A 17248-nucleotide genomic window follows, 5' to 3' on the forward strand; every position below is an offset into this window, starting at 1 on the left:
ACCATGCGGGTGACGTGCCCGTACCCCTTGTCGGATCGACGCTCACCCCCGCAAACGCACGTCTATGCATGTGCACACTTGTACATCCGCACACCTGCACATCTGTGGAAGGGACCGCCACCATGTCCAGCGAATCGCTTCAGCCCGCTCCGGCGCTCTGCCGCCGCACCCTCCTTGCGGCATTGGGCGGGGCCGGGCTCGCGGCCACGCTGACCGCCTGCGGGGGATCCGACGACAAGTCGTCCGACTCCTCCTCGAACTCCTCCTCAGATGCCTCGACCGGATCCGCCGGCGGCGCGGCACTCGCCAAGACCACCGACATCCCGGAGGGCGGCGGCAAGATCTTCGCCGACCAGTCCGTGGTCGTCACCCAGCCGACGGCCGGCGAGTTCAAGGCCTTCTCCACGGTGTGCCCGCACCAGCAGCAGCGCGTGAACAGCGTCGACAACGGCGTCATCACCTGCCCCGCCCACGGCAGCCAGTTCAGCGTCACGGACGGCGCCGTCAAGAAGGGTCCCGCGACCAGCGGACTCACGGCCGCCAACATCAAGGTGAGCGGGGACTCGATCACCCTCGCCTGACCCCGCGGGGTCGTTTGAAGCAGGTCAGCACGTCGTCCGTGGTGGTGATGGTGGCCACCAGGGCGAGCGTGTTGCGGATCATCGCGGGGGTGTACTCCGAGGGCACACCCGCGATGGCGTCCCCCGGGACCACGGCGGTGTAGCCGCGGTTCACGGCGTCGAACACCGTGTTGGGTACGGCCACGTTGGCGGAGACCCCCGTCACGATCAGCGTGCGGCATCCCAGATTGCGCAGCAGCGCGTCGACGTCGGTGCCCGCGAGGGGCGACAGGCCGTGCAGACGGCGTACGACGAGATCCTCGGCGGCGACCTCCACGGGCGGGGCGACACGGACCGCCGTGCTGCCGGCCAGTTGCTGCACCGGCAGCCGTTCGGCCGCGCGGAACAGCCGGGCGTTGTGATTCGCGCCGCGGCCGTCCGGGCGGCGCTCGGCGATCGCGTGCATCACCTGTACACCGCTCTCATGGGCCGCTGCCACCAGACGTGCGACCCGGTCGAGCACGCCCGACGAACGGGCCTCGCGGGCGAGTTCCGGCAGTGCGCTGTCCGGACCGACGACACCCTGCTGGCATTCGACGGTCAGCAGCACCGTGGTCGCGGGATCGAGCAGTTCGCTGAGCGCTTCGTACGACGGCATGGCTTCCCCTGTCGCGAACGGTCTTCCCGGACCGCCCGGACCGGCTCGGTCCGACCGGCGGTGGCGGGCGAGCGTAACCACCATTGCGTACGGAGGGAAGACGACCCATGATTTCCTGACGCGGCATCAGGCACCGCTCGGGAGATGTCGTCACAGCCGGAGAAGAGGGAACCGTATGGCCGCCACTCAGCGTCGGGGACGAAAGATCATGATGACGCCCGAGGAGCTGGACGAGTTCCTGACCACCCAGCGCACCTGCCGCGTCGCGACCGTCTCCGCCGACGGCGCCCCGCACGTCAGCACACTCTGGTTCGTCTGGGACGGCAAGTCGCTCTGGCTGTACTCGATCACCCGCAGCAAGCGCTGGGCGGACCTGCGCCGCGATCCACGGGTGGCCGTGGTCATCGACGCCGGGGAGGAGTACGACCAGTTGCGGGGCGTCGAGGTGTCGGGCTCGGTCGAGTTCGTCGGTGAGGTGCCGCGCACCGGCGATCCCTGCCCCGAACTCGACTCCGTGGAGCGGCTGTTCGCCCGCAAGAACTTCGGCATCGACGAGCTGCCGCACGACGGCAGACACGCCTGGATGCGCCTGACGCCCGAGGCGACGGCTTCCTGGGACTTCCGCAAACTCGCCGATCTGTGACACCCCCCTGCGGCACCCCCCCCCGTGACAGTTGACCGAGTGCGGACGGACCGTGTCACCCGTACGCCGCTCCCGCCGTCCGCAACGCGTCCGCCACCGCCCTGATCGACGGTCGGCGGTCGGCGTCCGCCCGCCACACGGCGTACACATGTCTGGTGACCCGGTGCCGCATCGGGACCGTCCGCACACCCGCCGGCACCGGTCCGCGCCCGAGTCTGGGCGCGACACACACGCCGAGCCCCGCAGCGACCAGGGCGAGCTGCGTGTGGTGCTCCTCCGCGCGGTGGGCGATCACCGGCTCGATCCCCTTGCCCCGCAAGGTGAAGAGCAGCCACTCATGACAGAACTCGCCCTCCTCCCAGGCGATCCACTCGTCGTCGGCGAAGTCCTCCAGATCCACCTCCGTGCGGTCGGCGAGGCGGTGATCCTCGGGCATCGCCACATCGGCGGGGTCGTCGAGGAGCGAGGCCTTGACCAGTCCCTCCGTCAGGGGCAGCGGTCTGTTGTACCAGTCGAGCACCACCGCCAGATCGATGTCGCCGCGCTGCACCCCGGCCACTCCGTCCTCCGGCTCCAGCTCGCGTGAGCGGACGCGCAGTCCGGGATGCCCGGTGCGCAGCGCGGCCAGGGCCACCGGGAACAGCCCGCGCGCGGCCGTCGGGAACGCGGCCAGCCGCAACTCCCCCACCACCTGCCCGCGCTGTGCCTCCAGATCGGACTGGGCGAGCTCGACCTGGGACAGGATCCGGGCGGCGTGGTCGGCGAGGAGCCGCCCGGCGTCGGTGAGCCGCACCCCCCGCCCGTTCTTGGCGAGCAGCTGCTGTCCCACTTCGCGCTCCAGCTTGGACATCTGCTGGGAGACCGCCGAGGTCGTCACATGCAGCCCGTCGGCCGCGCCACCGACCGAGCCGTGGCGGGCGAGGGCGTCGAGAGTACGCAGCCGCTCCAGATTCAACATGTAAGCGATGCTACGCGATACCGAAGTAAAAGTCTCGCTTGTTCTAATAGGTTGTGGCGGCGAGAGTGAGCCGCATGAGCGCCCCCACCGAACCCCGCACGCCTCCCCACACCTCACCGACCACCTCGCCGGCCCCGCTCCGCCCGGCTCTCGGCTGGCGTCTGCGCTTCGGCGCTCTCTCCCTCGTCTGGGGTTTCAGCTTCCTTCTGATCAAGGTGGGCACCGACGGCTACGCCCCGCTCCAGGTGACGTTCGGCCGACTGCTCTTCGGCGCGCTGGTGCTCGCCGCGGCGATGGCCTGGAAGCGCGAGCGTCTGCCGCGCGGGGTGCGTACCTGGGGACATCTGGCGGTGGCGGCCCTGCTCCTCAACGCCCTGCCGTTCTCGTTGTTCGCGTACTCCGAACTGACGATCCCGTCGACCCTGGCGGGCATCTGCAACGCGACCTCGCCCCTGTGGGGCATGGCGCTGTCGATGGTGGCCCTCTCCGAGGACCGGCCGACCCGCCGCCGGGTGGCCGGCCTCGGTATCGGATTCCTCGGCGTCCTGACGGTGCTCGGCGCCTGGCAGGGCTTCCACGGCCTGGACGCCGCGGGCACCACGATGGCGCTGCTGGCCTCGCTCAGCTACCCGATCGGCTGGATCTACGTCCGTCGCACACTGGCCGGCTCCAGCCACTCCAACTTGTCGCTGACCGGCACGCAGTTGTTCCTCGCCACGGCGCAACTGGCCGTGGTCACCGCACTGTTCACGTCATCCCCGACCCGCTTCGCACCCGTACCACTTCTCGCGGTGATCGCCCTGGGCACGCTAGGCACGGGCTTCGCCTTCCTCATCCAGTACGGCCTGGTCTCCGAGGTGGGCCCGACCACGGCCCAGACGGTCACCTACTTCATCCCGATCATCGCCACCACAGCGGGCGTAACAATCCTGGGCGAATCCCTGACGTGGTCCACACCGGCGGGCGCGGCGATAGTGCTGGCGGGCGCCGCACTGTCGCAGTCCAGAAAGTCTCAGCCTGTCCAGAACACCTCAGCCTGTCCGTAACACCTTCAGCCCGCCCACAACACCTTCAGCCCGTGCGTACGTAACACCTTCAGCCCGTCCGCGACACCTCTCAGCCCGTCCGGCGTTTGAGGACGAGCGCGCAGCGCGATCAGGGGGCGAGGGGGCGCAGCCCCCATGCAGTGACGGGAAGGGTAGGGGCGGCGGGGGCGAGAAAAGCCCGCACACCGGCACCACCTCAAACGTACCGCCGCGCAGGCCCCACCCCCACCGCCCCCGCAACCGCATCCGCCACCACCCCCACCTCACCCAACGCAAGCGTCGACACAGTGATCCGCACCCCCGGCGGCGCGTCCACCCGAAACCGCGCCCCCGCCGCCACAGCCCACCCACTGTGCAGCAACCGCGCCACGGCCCCGGTCTCGTCCGGCACAGGCACCCACACATTCATCCCGCTGCGCCCCTGCGCCTGAAGCCCCCGCGCCGCGAGCGCACCGATCAGCGCGTCCCGCCGAAGCCCGTACGCCGACGCGACGGCCGCGGCGTCCACCGCCCCGCTCGACCACAGCCGCACCACGGCCCCTTGCAGCAACCTGCTGACCCAGCCGGGCCCCAGCCGCTGACGCCCCTGCACCCGGTCCATGGTGACCGGGTCGCCGGTCAGCACGGCCAGCCGCAGATCGGGCCCGTAGGCCTTGGCGACCGAGCGGGTGAAGGCCCAGTGCCGGGTCACTCCGGCCAGCGGATGCAGGGGCAGGTCGACGATCCGGTGCCCGTGGTCGTCCTCGACGAGCAGGGTCTCCGGGTACTGCTCCAGCACGGCCCGCAGGGCACGCGCGCGCGTGGCACTCACCGCGGCGCCGGTGGGGTTCTGCGCGCGGTCGGTGACGATCAGCGCCCGCGCCCCACCCGCCAGGGCGGCCCGTACGGCGTCGGGGAGCGGGCCGTCGGCGTCGACCCCCACGGGCACGGCCCGCAGCCCCAGCGCCGGGACGAGGTCGAGCACGCTGTGCCAGCCGGGGTCCTCCACCGCGACCGCGTCCCCCGGCCTGAGGTGCGCGGCCAGTACCCGCTCGATGCCGTCGAGTGAGCCCGAGGTGACCACGACCGGCCCGTCCGGCACCCCGTCCGCGGCCAGGTCGGCGCGGGCGAGCCGGGCCAGTTCCGGGTCCACGGAGGCCTCTCCGTAGAGCGTCGGTACGCGGTCCGAGAGCTCGGCGGCGGCAGCGAACGCCGCACGCAGAGAGGGCAGCAGAGCCGGATCCGGATTGCCGTCCGACAGGTTCCGTACGCCGGGCGGGACGTCCGGCCGGGACAGCTCGCGCGCGGTCGTCACAGGCTTGGAACGCACCCGGCTGCCGCGCCGGCCCGCGGTCTCGATGACTCCGCGTTCGCGCAGGGTGCGGTAGGCGGCTGCGACGGTATTGGGATTCACCTCAAGCCGGGACGCCAACTCCCTCATAGGGGGCAGCAGTTGGCCGGGCTCCAGCTCCCCCGAACCCACCGCGCGTTCGACGCTGGCAGCGATCTCGGCTGCACGCCTGCCTTCGATCCGATACTCTCCTAGCACAAAGCACACTATGCACTAGTGCAATACCCAATGCAAGGCGAACACGGCGAACGCCACCGCCCTGCGGACGCACGAGCACCGACGACGCCCACCTGGAGAGCACCATGACGGAGACGGCCGCCCCGCGCCCCGCCGCCTACACCCCGACCGACCGCACGGTCCCCACCCGCTCCCGGGACCGCGCCGCGTACGACCACGAGATGGTCCACTCGATCCTCGACGAGGGGTACGTCTGCCACCTCGGATTCATCCGCGACGGGGCACCCGTAGTGCTGCCCACGCTGTACGGACGGGTCGGTGAGCGGCTCTACGTGCACGGTTCGACGGGGTCGCGCCCGCTGCGCATGGCGGGGCAGACCGATCCGGGCCTGCCGGTCTGCCTCACGGTCACCCACGTGGACGGTCTGGTGCTGGCCCGCTCGGCCTTCCACCACTCGATCAACTACCGGTCGGTGGTGGTGCACGGCGTGGCCCGGCAGGTGACGGACCCCGAGGAGAAGCGGCGGGCCCTGGACGCGCTGGTCGACCACGTGGTGCCCGGCCGCTCGCACGACTCCCGGGCCGCCAACGCCAAGGAGCTGGCCGCGACCTCCGTACTGCGGCTCGACCTGGACGAGGTCTCGGCCAAGCTGCGCACCGGCGGCCCGAACGACGAGCCCGAGGACCTCGGCCTGCCCCACTGGACCGGAGTGCTCCCCGTCCGCACGAGCCACGGAACCCCCGTCCCCGCCGACGACCTGGCTCCGGGCATAGCGGTACCGGCCTACCTGACGTCCCTCTGACACCCGTACGTCCCGGGACCCGCCCCACGACGAGGGGTGGGTCCGCACGGCCGGCCGCGTCACTCCGGACAGCCCCTCTAACCGGCGGTACCCCGCCCGGACAGCCGCTCCCCCTCGACACCGTGCGAGTCACCCGAGCCGCCCGAGCCACCCGCTCGATCGGCTCCGCCCCTGCCATCCCTTCCGTCCACTCCGCCCACTCCGTGCGCCACCGGAGTCTGTGACCCCTTGGCGGGCGCGGACGTCTGCGCGATGAAGGCGCCGCACAGCACCACCGCCCCGCCGATGATCTGGGGCGCCGAGAGATGCTCCCCGAGCAGCACCCAGGCGAGCACGGTCGCGATGACCGCCTCCAGGCATGCCACGACCCCGGCCACCTGGGGCGAGAGCCTGCGCACCGAGAGGACGCCGGTCACGTAGGCGACGACCGTCGCGATCAACACGATCCACCCCAGGAGCAGCGAGGCGGCCACGGTCGTCCCATCCAGGTCCGCACCGCCTCCGAGGACCGACCAGTCCATGCCCCAGGGCCGCGCCACGAGCGTCAGGACGAACGCGCCGACGAGCAACCCGTACGCGATGACGCCGAGCGGCGCCGGCGCCGCCTCCCCCGCGTCGCCGCCCTGGTCGGACAGGACGAAGTAACCCACCTGGCAGCACGCGGCGCCGAGCGCCAGCAGCAGTCCGAGGACGTCGAAGCTCAGCCCCGCCCACACTTCGACGACGCAGGCGAGACCGCCGACGGCGAGGACGACTCCGAGGGCCGCGGCACGGGTGACGGGCCGGCGCTGCACGAACCGCACCCAGCCGAGGACCAGCGCGGGCGCGAGGTACTCGACGAGCAGTGCGACGCCGACGGGTATGCGGGAGATGGAGGCGAAGTAGCAGGCCTGGACGCCGGCGACGGCCAGCAGTCCGAACCCGGCGAGCAGCGCGGGGCGCTCACGCACGAGACGCCGGTGGCGTACGGCCAGCGGCAGCATGACCAGTGCGGCGCCCGCGACACGCAGCCAGACTACGTGCAGGGGATCGAGGCCTGCCTCGATCAGCGGTTTGGCGGCGACGCCCGAACCCCCGAAGGCGACCGCCGACCCGAGCGCGAGCCCCAGCCCGACGCCTCTGCCACGGTTGCCCCTGCTGATCTCTGACGTATGCACCGGCACATGATGACAGGCGACGACATGAGCGTCACCCCCGTTGACACCTGTCTCAACGACTGGACCGCCTCAACGACCGCACGCCCGTTCGCAGCCGCGTTCCGCGCGCCGAGCCCTTCACAGCACCGCGCTCAGGCTTCGAGCCCCCGGCCCCGCTCCGCCAAACCCCTCGGGCGCTCCAGGCGTTCCAGGCTCTCCAGCAGCTCCCGCACCTCGACCCCAGCGCGCCCCAGCACTTCCACGGCCCGTGACCCGGGTTCGGAGGCGAGTGCGGCGAGCAGGTCGACGCCGTCCGCGAACGCGTCACCCCGCCGCACGGCACGTTCGTACGCGGTCTCCATGACGCCGGCCGCCACCGGCGACCACCCCTCTCCGGTCACCGTCGGCAGGGCACCGGAGTCCTCGACGGAACTCTGCCACCGGAGCCCGTAGCCGATGCTGCGCTGGACGAGGTAGCCGAGCAGCCGGGCGACCTGGGGACCGCTCCCGAAGGCCTCACGCACCTCGGGGTCCGACTCCAGGAGCGTATGCAGCAGGTGCGCCGTGTCGATCTGCCGGTCACCGTCCCGCACCGCCCTTCTGCGCGCGCTCGCGACCATCGCCGCCAGCTCGGCACTGAGGTGGGCCTCGGCATCGGGGCCCACCGGACCGCGCTCGGCGGCCTGCTGGTGGGGACTGTGGGGAATACGGTGTTGCACGTCTCCCACCTCATCAGCCCGTCGGCATCCGGTCATCCGCGCGGGGAAGCATTTCCGCGTCCGACACAGGGTGGGCACCGCTGTCCGGCTCCTCCTCCTTACGGATGACATCACCCTGTCTTCCGTAAGGAGGAGCGCGCGCCGCTTTGCCCCGCGCCCCTTGCGCAACCGCGGCGCTCCGGCGCTCGTCCCCAGAAGCATGGAGAGCAGGTGCTGGCTGGTGGCTCTGCCGTCGGTGGACGGCAGACAGTATGTGTACCGGGTGCACGCACCCGAGGACGCACTGCTCGCCGACCTGTTCTGGGAGGCGTGGCACTGCCACGACGAAGGGCCCTTCCCGCGCGCGTGGGACCTGTTCGACGCGGCGGTGATATGGCGGCCGGGCTGAGACCTGACGGTTCATCAGTATTGAATGTTCACGGCTCTGCGGCTACGTTCCGCGACACCGTAGCCAGCTGCGCCCGGCGCAGCGCCCGAGACCAGGGGGTGGCCGCATGGCCGAAGTCAGCGCGGAAGCACGGATCGAGGCGCCCGCCGAGAAGGTCTGGGCGCAGCTCACGGACTTCTCCTCGTACGGCGAGTGGAACTCCACCCACACCAGCTTCCCCAAGGGCGGCCCCGAGACCCTCGAAGTAGGCGGCACCTTCGAGGAGAACATGAGGCTCATGGGTTTCCCGGCCGAGGTCAACTGGACCATCGAGGAGCTGGAGACGGCCCGTACGTTCGCGATCCGCGGCAAGGGGCCCATGTCCGTGACGGTCGCCACGCGCTACACCCTGCGCCCGGAAGGGGAGGCCACCACGGTCCGTATCGACGGCGAGTTCACGGGCGCCGCCGTCTCACTGATGGCGGGCAAGCTCAAGGACTCGGCGACCGCGGCCCTCAACGAGTCCCTGCGCAAACTCAGCGGGCTCGTCTCCTGAAGGACCCCCCGCCAGCCCCACACACATTTCCACACGCACGCAGCCCCCACTCGGTCCCCCCGCCACCTGGGTGGGGGGTACCTCGAAGTCGAGGCACCCCCCTTGTCACGGCCCGTTCGGCCGGATGTCGCATCAGTCCTCGTCGGCGAGGATCAGATACAGCTTCTTGCGCGATTCGTTGATGACGGCCAGCGCCTTCTCGCGCTGCTCCTTGCTGCCGGTCTTCCAGACCTGCCCGAACGCCTCCATCAGACCGAAGCCGGCCTGCCGGATGTCGCTCAGCGCCTCCCAGTCGACCCCGCGCCCCGCGTCCTCCCAGGGCGCGTCCGCGCCCTCGTCGGCGGCGACGCGGCCTTCCTCGGTCAGCGAGAACAGCTTCTTGCCGCCCTCGGTCGCACTGCTGATCAGGCCCTCGTCCTCCAGTAGCTGGAGGGTGGGGTAGACCGAGCCGGGACTGGGCTTCCACGCCCCGCCGCTGCGCTCGGCGATCTCCTGGATCATCTCGTAGCCGTGCATGGGACGGTCCTTGAGCAGAGCGAGGATCGAGGCGCGCACATCGCCGCGGCGCGCCCTGCCGCGCGGTCCGCCCCGGCCTCCGCGCCCGCCCCAGGGGCCGGGACCGAAGCCGGGACCACCGAAGCCGGGGCCGAAGGGACCGAAAGCCCCACGGCGGCCTTCGAAGCCGCCTTCACCGGGACCGCCGGGGCCGCCGGGGCCACCCCTGCCGCGTCCACGGCCGTATCCATGACCGGGGCCGAACCCCGGTCCGTATTCCTCTCCATGGGAACGCATCGCCATCACTCCATTCCATCGTTGATCTGTCGCGATGCGTCAACGATATATCGGAAGTGTTCGTTCGGCAAGGCCCGACCGACAGAAGACCGGCGGTGAGCCACCAGCGGACCGGCGGAAGAGGGGCCGCCCGCCCCGGATTGGCCTTGGCCCACGCCCGTGAGCAGCGCCTACCGTCTGGCGCATGCGGATTCGTATCGTCGACGCCTTCACCGACCGCCCCTTCGCCGGCAATCCGGCCGGGGTCCTCCTCCTCGACGCCTCGTCGTCCTTCCCGGACGACGCCTGGCTGCAGAACGTGGCCCTGGAGGTCAACCACGCCGAGACGGCCTTCGCCCACCCACTTCCCGAGGGAGGTGAGGCCGACTGGGCGCTGCGCTGGTTCACCCCCGCCGCCGAGGTCGCGCTGTGCGGCCACGCCACGCTGGCCACCGCCCATGTGCTGGTCTCCACAGGGGCCGTGCAGGGGCCCGTACGGTTCGCGACGAAGAGCGGTGTGCTCATCGCGACCCCGGAGGACGACGGCTCCCTCACGCTGGACTTCCCGACCGCCCGGCTCACCGCGGTCGAGGCCCCGGCGGGTGTGGCCGAGGCCCTGGGCGCCGAGCCCCTCTCCGTCCATGACACCGGCCCGGACCTCGGTGACCTGCTCGTCGAACTCGCCGACGAGAAGACGGTCCTGGGCCTGGACCCGGACACCGTGTCCCTGGGCCGCTACTCCGAGCGCGGCATCATCGCCACGGCCCGCGCCGAGGACGCCTCCCGCGGCTACGACTTCGTGTCCCGCTGCTTCTTCCCGAACATCGGCATCGACGAGGACCCGGTCACCGGCAGCGCCCACACGGCCCTCGCCCCGTTCTGGTCCGAGCGCCTGGGCCGGACCGAACTCACCGGCCGCCAGGCCTCGGCCCGCTCCGGACACGTCCGTACGCAGCTCCGGGGCACCCGCACCCTGCTCTCGGGCCACGCGGTCACAGTGATCGAGGGCAACCTGCTCGCGTGAACGGCACACCCGCCCTCTCAGGGGCGCGGGGAACTGCGCAGCCAGCCACGACATACCCGCACCTGGCCACGTACGCCCCCTGTACGCACCTCCCTGTCCCCCTGGGGCCGCCCGCATGGGCTCACGCCCCGCTCAAGCCGTCGGCAGCCACCCCACCTTGCCCGCCAGGAGCGCGTAGCCCACGAAAGCCCCGATGTCGAGGAGCGAGTGGGCGACCACCAGCGGCCCGATCCGCCCCCACCGGCGGTAGAGGTAGACGAAGACCACGCCCATCACCATGTTGCCGATGAAGCCGCCGATGCCCTGGTAGAGGTGGTACGAGCCGCGCAGCACCGAGCTGGCCACCAGGGCGGTGAGCGGAGTCCAGCCCAGCTGGCCGAGGCGGCGCAGCAGGTACCCGACGACGATGACTTCCTCCAGGATCGAGTTCTGGAGCGCGGAGAGGATCAGTACCGGGTACTTCCACCACACCTCGGGCAGCGCCTCGGGCACCACGGTGAGGTTGAACCCGAGGCCGCGCGCCGCCAGATAGAAGGCGATGCCCGTGCTGCCGATGACGGCGGCGACCCCCGCTCCGCGGGCGAGGTCGAACCACGGGCGCATACGGTCGAAGCCGAGTGTGCGCAGCCCCTTGCCCTCACGGATCAAGAAGTGCGCGACGAGGGCGACCGGCACCAGCGCGGACGCGATCCCGAAGAGCTGCCACGCCAGATCGAGCCAGGGACGGCCCGGGGCGGCCGAGGCGTTGAGCGTGGCCGCCTGGTCCTTCAGGCCTCCCGGTCTGGTGACCGAGCCGACGAAGCTGATCAGCGCCGAGACCCCGCTGGCTCCGAGCGAGACTCCCAGGACGAGCAGCGTCTCGTCGCGGAGGATACGCCGCCCGGGTTGTCCGTCGGGCTGTCCCTCGGGTTGTCCCCCGGGAAATGAATCGGCCACCGGTCCCTGCCCCACCTGCACTCCTGCCTCCAGTTCCGTAATCCCGTCTCATCCCCATCTTCGCCCCGCTAGGGTCTCGAAAGAAGTTGCGAAGATCGTGCGTGACAGGCCGTCAAGGGACGGACGCCATGCGGAGTGCACTCTCCTTGTGCCATTCCGACCGGCCGTCTCACCCTTTCAACGGCTCCGGGCTCGATCAGGGAGGGGCACCACCGCCATGGGACGTCACAGCTTGCCCGACGGGCTGCGCAGGGGCGGCACCGGCCCCCGGTCACACATGCGGAACCGCAACGTGGCGCTCGCGACCGCCCTGGTGACGATCCTGGCCGGCGGCACGGTGGCCGCGATCGACGGCGGCCTGCTCTCCTTCGGCTCGTCCTGCTGGGACAGCACCGTACGGCTGAGGATCGCCGCGGCTCCCGGCATCGCACCCGCGCTCAAGGAAGCGGCCGCATACGCCCGGGACAACGACGTGACGTCCGACGGCAGCTGTCTCGACGTCCAGGTGACCGCCCAGGACACGTACAAGGTCGCCGACGCCCTCCGGTCGAAGCGCAGGAGCGCGACCGACTTCGAGGCGTGGGTACCGGACTCCGGCGTGTGGGTGGACCGGGTCATGGCCGACAACCAGTCGATCTCGGTGACACCGGCGGGCAACGTCGCCTCCTCGCCCATCGGTGTCGCCATGGTCCCGTCAGCCGCGAAGTCCCTCGGCTGGCCCCGGAAGACGTACTCGTGGACCGAACTGGCCGGGGCCACCATGGCGAGCGAGCGCCTCAAGCTCGGCGGCGGCGACCCCTCGCGCAGCGCCACGGGGCTGCTCGCGCTGACCCAGCTGGCGCAGACAGCGGGCAGGTCGAAGGACGGCGACACCGTGGCGGCGGCCACCGCGAAGGCCCTCTCGCAGCGCACCTCCGACAGCGACAGGCAGGTCCTGGACACCCTGCCGCGCGACCTCTCCGGCACCGAGCAGGGCAACCCGAAGCGCAACCAGGCGCTGATCCTCTCCGAGCAGGCGGCGTTCGCGTACAACGAGTCGGCGGACAGCGGCGACGATCTCGACCTCTTCTATCCGAAGGACGGCGCGCCCCGGCTCGACCATCCGTTCGCCCTGGTCGACGAGCCCCACCTGACCACGGACGAGAGCCGGGCCGCGCTGCGGTTCATGACGCTCCTCGGTGAGCGGGACGGGCGCAGGATCCTGGAGAAGCACGGCTTCCGTACGGATGAGGACGAGATCCCGGCCGCGCTGGTGGCCGAGGCCGGCGGCCGTGCCCCGCAGCCCTACCGCGAGGTGCCCGAGAAGCCGGCCACGGACAAGGAGGTCGAGGAAGCCCTCGGCATGTGGACCATCACCGTGCAGAGTGCCCGCCTCACCACGGTCGTCGACGCCTCCTCGTCCATGTCGGACCCGGTGCCGGGCACCAGCGAGTCCCGGATGGACGTGACCAAGGCGGCGCTGCTCCAGGCCCTGGCCACGTTCACCCCGGAGGACGAGATCGGGCTGTGGAAGTTCTCCAGGAAGATCGACGGCAAACGCGACTACCGCGTCCTCGTACCGACCGACCGGCTCGGTGACCAGGTGGGCGGCAGCACACAACGCGACCGGCTGTCGGCGGCCTTCAGCGACCTCAAGCCGGTCAAGGACGGCTCGACCGGCCTGTACGACACCACGCTGGCCGCGTACAAGGAGGCCGCGGCCTCCTACACGAAGGGCAAGTTCAACGCGCTGGTGCTGCTGACCGACGGGGTGAACCAGGACCCCGGGAGCATCTCGCGCGCCGACCTGGTGGACGAACTGCGCAAGATCGCCGATCCGGAGCGCCCCGTGCCCCTGATCGCGATCGCCGTGGGCCCGGAGGCCGACAAGAAGGAGCTGAACGAGATCGCGGAGGCGACCGGCGGCTCGGGACACCTGGTCACCGACCCGTCCCAGATCCACGCGGTGATCCTGAAGGCGGTGGTGAAGGCGGGCGACGTGAGCTGACCCGCCCTCACCCCGACGGACCTCAGCCCAGCGGAACCGCCGGCTCCGGCAGTCCGACCGGCCAGGTGTGCACCGGCTCACCGAGGTGCATCAACTCGCTGTACCGCTTCGTCGTGGCGGCCAGCGCCTCGTCCCGCCCCATGTTGCTCTCCAGAGCCTTGTGGAACGTACGGGACTGCCAGGAAGCGCCGTTGACGCCCCGCTTGCACCGCTCCTCGATCACGCCGAGGTAGAAATCCCGGTCGGCCGGTTCGATACCCCACGCGTCCAGCCCCGCCGCCGCGAGCGGCAGCAGTTCGTCGCGCACCAGCTGCACCCCGGGTACGCGCGTGACCCCGCCGTACCTGCCGTGCCGCGGCCATTCCAGCTGTGCGTCGATGCCGTACCGGCAGGCCTGGTCGAAGTTGGCGGCGGCGGCCTCGAAGGGCAGCCGTGTCCAGACCGGCCGCGCCTCCGCGGCGAGGGCGCGCACGAGCCCGTAGTAGAAGACCGTGTTGGCGACGACGTCGACCACCGTGGGACCCGCGGGCAGCACACGGTTCTCGACCCGCAGATGCGGCACGCCGTCGTCGATGCCGTACACCGGGCGGTTCCAGCGGTAGACGGTGCCGTTGTGGAGCACGAGTTCGGCGAGCTTCGGTATGCCGCCCTCGTCGAGGACGCGCAGCGGATCCTCCTCGTCCCGCAACGGCAACAGGGGAGGAAAGAAACGCAGATTCTCCTCGAAGAGGTCGTACGCCGAGGAGATCCACCGTTCGCCGAACCAGGTACGCGGCCGGACCCCCTGCGCCTGCAGCTCGGGCGGGCGCGTGTCGGTGGACTGCTGGAACAGCGGCGGCCGGGACTCGCGCCACAGCTCACGGCCGAAGAGGAACGGCGAATTGGCGCCCACGACGATCTGTGCGGCCGCCGCGGTCTGCGCGGCGTTCCACACATCGGCGAACCGGTCCGGTGTGACCTGCAAATGCAACTGCACAGACGTACAGGCCGCTTCGGGCGCGATGGACGCCGACGTGCACCTGAGCCGCTCCACGCCCTCGATGTCGAGGGTGAAGTCCTCACCGCGGGCCGCGACGATCTGGTCGTTGAGCAGTGTGTAGCGGTCCGCGTCCGAAAGGTTCGCGGAAACCAGGTCGTCACGGGCCAGTGTCGGCAGAATACCGATCATCACGATTCCGGCATCGACCTCGTTAGCCTTCCGGTGGGCGTATGCGAGAGAGGTGCGCAGTTCCTCCGCGAGCCGGTCGAATACCCTTCCTTCGAGCCGGTGGGGAGCGATGTTGACTTCCAGATTGAACATGGCGAGTTCTGTTTGGAAATCGCGACTGGCGATACGTTCGAGTACTTGCGCATTCATCATTCGCGGCATGCCGTCGGGTCCTGCGAGATTCAGCTCGATCTCCAGACCCATGAGATTCTTGGGGCGGTCGAACCGCTCCTCCGCCAGCAACCGCGCCAGCCCCTCCAGGCACTGCTGATGCTTCTCTCGGTACCGTCGGCGGTCGGACAACCCGATTGTCCCCGCCACGACCTTCTCCCCCATCGAAGCTTCCTTCCTCGACTGGGCCGCCCGAAGAACCGGCCGCTGGTGTCCCGGGTCACGAGGGATGATGCCCAGGCAATGTGATCGATAACGCCCCGGACCTGCCCCCCCGGGCTCTACTCTGGACTCAGCTCTCTTCGGGCACATTCACTAGGCATGAGGCACCGAATTTTTCTTGACGGTCGATCCAGTCGTAAAAAACGCCGACGAGAACCGGCCGTCCACTCCGGAAGAGTATTCCGAGGTCACGATCGGGTACCCGCCGAGAACCAGGATGAAACACACGTATCGGCGACCTAATTGTCTCTTGCGCTTAATGCGTGGAGCAGCTAGCCGAAACACGGCCTGAACACGTGTCGTATAAACTCCGCGAACGAGGCAGAGAGTTGGCGCTCGTGGTCGCAGGGCCTGTCGTCGAGGTGACGGCGTCATCCCGAAGGGCGGCCCGTGCGGCGTCCTGTGCGTGCGATCGCAAAGTCACCGGAAGGATCCTGTAGCCGGGCGAGGTTACGGGACCCCTCCGGCCTCTCGGCGAGCATGCGTGCCGGACACCGCGCGGCAGGCATCACTTCGGCGACAGGCACTGTGCCCCCGCACCTTTGACCCCGAGAGCTGACAACGCCGTCCGCCCCCGCCCCTGCGCCACCATGCCTGTCGAATGAGAGGCGATCCACCATGCCGCTGCACATCCCTCCGGCTCCCGCGCCGGCATCTCGCGCCGTCCTCACAGCCCTCGGTTCCCCGACCGCGGTCCGTGAAGCCCGTACCCCGTCCCTCCGCGACACACAGGGACCCCTCACCGCCGAACTCCCCCTGCCCGTCCACGTACTCGACCGAATCACCCCGGCGGGCACCTCGGCCACCCGGCTCGCCGGATGGCGCTTCCTCATTCGCTGCCACGAACGCGCGGTGGCGGCGGCCGAGACCAGGCTGACGCCCGACGGCTGGGCTTTCTCCCACTTCTTCGAAGGGCCGTACGTCACCGCCACCGAACGAGCCCTGCGCCAGGCGGAGACGATGCCGGGGTCGTACCAGCCACGCCTGCTCTCGGTACCCGAGCTCTACATGCTCACACTCTGGCTGCACGGCGACTTCAGCACCGACGGCACCCAGGGGCACCTCGCCGCCACCGACCTGCTGGTGCCACTGGCCCCCGCCCCGCCCGGAATCGCCGCCCACCGCCCGCACCGCGTGGCCGAACTGCTGCCCGTACTGACCCACCGGCTGGCACCCGCGGCCACTCCGCTGCTCGGCTCACCCGCCTGAGCGCACCCCTCTCCTCCTGCCCCGCGGCCACCATCCCGGCCGCGGGGCACATCGCTGTGCGCGCCGACCAGTGAAGAGGGCACGGGAGTACGCGGGGAGGGCGTCGCTCGGAGTGACACGTGCGCAGCGCAGCGCACTCCCGGCCCGTCCGGACTAGCCCCATCCGACCATTGCGAACCACCCGAAGGGACACCCCAGTTGGGATGAACCGTCCGCACGGGTGATGCGTCATCAACCTGTGAGGAGCGCTGGCGCCAAATCCCTGCGGATTGACGCCCATAGGGCAACACTGGGTTCCGGACCATCTGACAAACGGGGGGCGGCCATGGACACCGGTTCGAGCCGCGGAACAGACAACACATCGAACACCGACCTCACACCGAAGCGAAAGATCCCATCAATGTGCCAGCACCAGCGACCGTGCCCGACAGCCGACTCCGCCGACCGGGAGGCAGCGCTCCTCGTGGCGCACCACCCGGAACAGGGATGGAGCCTGCTGTGCAACGGCGTCCTGCTCTTCGAGGACACCGGTGAGCTTCTGCCGGACGGCCGGATCATCGCGCCGCACCGGCCGCCGGCCCTTGATGTGATGACCGCGGCCTGAGCGGCACGGCTCGGCACGGCTCGGCACGGAGAACGGGAACGGCAGCGGGGCCGGTTCCGGGAAGCACTCCCGGAACCGGCCCCGACGCATGTCCGACGGCGACCGCTGCCCGCGCCTCAGTCCTCGTAGGCGTCCATCAGTCCTCGTAAGCGTCCATCAGTCCT

The 17248-nt window shown here is 70.4% G+C and carries 18 protein-coding genes; 10 read left to right on the top strand and 8 right to left on the bottom strand.

Annotated features, from left to right (window positions below):
- Positions 1 to 122 precede the first annotated feature (122 nt).
- On the top strand, positions 123 to 581 hold the full coding sequence (locus K3769_RS04920; protein WP_267025232.1) for a Rieske (2Fe-2S) protein: 459 nt from the start codon (positions 123 to 125) through the stop codon (positions 579 to 581).
- Here the strand turns inward: K3769_RS04920 and K3769_RS04925 are convergent.
- Entirely contained in the window at positions 568 to 1218 is a 651-nt protein-coding gene (locus K3769_RS04925; protein ID WP_267025233.1) for a cysteine hydrolase family protein, read from the bottom strand. The two genes, K3769_RS04920 and K3769_RS04925, sit on opposite strands and share 14 nt — an antisense overlap.
- A gap of 175 nt (positions 1219 to 1393) precedes the next feature.
- Between K3769_RS04925 and K3769_RS04930 the strand changes: the two genes are divergently transcribed.
- The gene (locus tag K3769_RS04930; protein ID WP_267025234.1) at positions 1394 to 1861 is read left to right on the top strand and encodes a pyridoxamine 5'-phosphate oxidase family protein; all 468 of its coding nucleotides are present in this window, start codon (positions 1394 to 1396) and stop codon (positions 1859 to 1861) included.
- Between the two features lie 55 nt (positions 1862 to 1916).
- On the opposite strand, the gene K3769_RS04935 is transcribed toward K3769_RS04930, so the two are convergent.
- Positions 1917 to 2819, bottom strand: coding sequence for a LysR family transcriptional regulator (locus K3769_RS04935; RefSeq protein WP_267025235.1), 903 nt, complete (start codon positions 2817 to 2819; stop codon positions 1917 to 1919).
- A gap of 74 nt (positions 2820 to 2893) precedes the next feature.
- Here K3769_RS04935 and K3769_RS04940 point away from each other — a divergent pair, with 74 nt between their 5' ends.
- Positions 2894 to 3865, top strand: a complete 972-nt coding sequence (locus K3769_RS04940) for a DMT family transporter (protein WP_267025236.1) — start codon at positions 2894 to 2896, stop codon at positions 3863 to 3865.
- Positions 3866 to 4061: 196 nt separating this feature from the next.
- Here K3769_RS04940 and K3769_RS04945 read toward each other — a convergent pair whose 3' ends face one another.
- Positions 4062 to 5393, bottom strand: a complete 1332-nt coding sequence (locus tag K3769_RS04945) for an aminotransferase class I/II-fold pyridoxal phosphate-dependent enzyme (RefSeq protein ID WP_267025237.1) — start codon at positions 5391 to 5393, stop codon at positions 4062 to 4064.
- A gap of 104 nt (positions 5394 to 5497) precedes the next feature.
- Here K3769_RS04945 and K3769_RS04950 point away from each other — a divergent pair, with 104 nt between their 5' ends.
- Positions 5498 to 6175, top strand: a complete 678-nt coding sequence (locus tag K3769_RS04950) for a pyridoxamine 5'-phosphate oxidase family protein (RefSeq protein WP_267025238.1) — start codon at positions 5498 to 5500, stop codon at positions 6173 to 6175.
- Positions 6176 to 6252: 77 nt separating this feature from the next.
- On the opposite strand, the gene K3769_RS04955 is transcribed toward K3769_RS04950, so the two are convergent.
- On the bottom strand, positions 6253 to 7338 hold the full coding sequence (locus tag K3769_RS04955) for an EamA family transporter (protein ID WP_267025239.1): 1086 nt from the start codon (positions 7336 to 7338) through the stop codon (positions 6253 to 6255).
- 125 nt (positions 7339 to 7463) lie between these two features.
- Entirely contained in the window at positions 7464 to 8030 is a 567-nt protein-coding gene (locus tag K3769_RS04960; protein ID WP_372514865.1) for a Clp protease N-terminal domain-containing protein, read from the bottom strand.
- A gap of 220 nt (positions 8031 to 8250) precedes the next feature.
- Between K3769_RS04960 and K3769_RS04965 the strand changes: the two genes are divergently transcribed.
- On the top strand, positions 8251 to 8418 hold the full coding sequence (locus tag K3769_RS04965) for a hypothetical protein (protein ID WP_267025241.1): 168 nt from the start codon (positions 8251 to 8253) through the stop codon (positions 8416 to 8418).
- A 106-nt stretch (positions 8419 to 8524) separates the two neighbouring features.
- Entirely contained in the window at positions 8525 to 8953 is a 429-nt protein-coding gene (locus tag K3769_RS04970; protein ID WP_267025242.1) for a type II toxin-antitoxin system Rv0910 family toxin, read from the top strand.
- Positions 8954 to 9085: 132 nt separating this feature from the next.
- Here K3769_RS04970 and K3769_RS04975 read toward each other — a convergent pair whose 3' ends face one another.
- The gene (locus K3769_RS04975; protein WP_267025243.1) at positions 9086 to 9745 is read right to left on the bottom strand and encodes a PadR family transcriptional regulator; all 660 of its coding nucleotides are present in this window, start codon (positions 9743 to 9745) and stop codon (positions 9086 to 9088) included.
- A gap of 184 nt (positions 9746 to 9929) precedes the next feature.
- On the opposite strand from K3769_RS04975, the gene K3769_RS04980 reads away from it, so the two are divergent.
- Positions 9930 to 10748 carry a PhzF family phenazine biosynthesis protein gene (locus K3769_RS04980; protein WP_267025244.1) on the top strand — a complete coding sequence of 273 codons (819 nt, stop codon included), beginning with the start codon at positions 9930 to 9932 and terminating at the stop codon, positions 10746 to 10748.
- A 132-nt stretch (positions 10749 to 10880) separates the two neighbouring features.
- Here the strand turns inward: K3769_RS04980 and K3769_RS04985 are convergent, their stop codons facing one another.
- A complete protein-coding gene (locus tag K3769_RS04985) occupies positions 10881 to 11705 on the bottom strand; it encodes a CPBP family intramembrane glutamic endopeptidase (RefSeq protein WP_372514866.1) in 825 nt (274 codons plus the stop codon).
- Between the two features lie 196 nt (positions 11706 to 11901).
- On the opposite strand from K3769_RS04985, the gene K3769_RS04990 reads away from it, so the two are divergent.
- Complete coding sequence (locus K3769_RS04990; protein ID WP_267025245.1) at positions 11902 to 13671, top strand: substrate-binding and VWA domain-containing protein; 1770 nt, start codon at positions 11902 to 11904, stop codon at positions 13669 to 13671.
- A gap of 22 nt (positions 13672 to 13693) precedes the next feature.
- Here K3769_RS04990 and K3769_RS04995 read toward each other — a convergent pair whose 3' ends face one another.
- Entirely contained in the window at positions 13694 to 15214 is a 1521-nt protein-coding gene (locus tag K3769_RS04995) for a glutamate-cysteine ligase family protein (protein ID WP_267025246.1), read from the bottom strand.
- 675 nt (positions 15215 to 15889) lie between these two features.
- Between K3769_RS04995 and K3769_RS05000 the strand changes: the two genes are divergently transcribed.
- Together K3769_RS05000 and K3769_RS05005 are read left to right on the top strand one after the other, a co-directional pair.
- On the top strand, positions 15890 to 16480 hold the full coding sequence (locus K3769_RS05000; RefSeq protein WP_267025247.1) for a hypothetical protein: 591 nt from the start codon (positions 15890 to 15892) through the stop codon (positions 16478 to 16480).
- Between the two features lie 400 nt (positions 16481 to 16880).
- Complete coding sequence (locus K3769_RS05005) at positions 16881 to 17084, top strand: DUF5999 family protein (RefSeq protein ID WP_282566107.1); 204 nt, start codon at positions 16881 to 16883, stop codon at positions 17082 to 17084.
- Positions 17085 to 17248: the final 164 nt, after the last annotated feature.

Origin of the sequence: Streptomyces ortus (genome assembly GCF_026341275.1) — a bacterium.
Taxonomy (GTDB): Bacteria; Actinomycetota; Actinomycetes; order Streptomycetales; family Streptomycetaceae; genus Streptomyces; species Streptomyces ortus.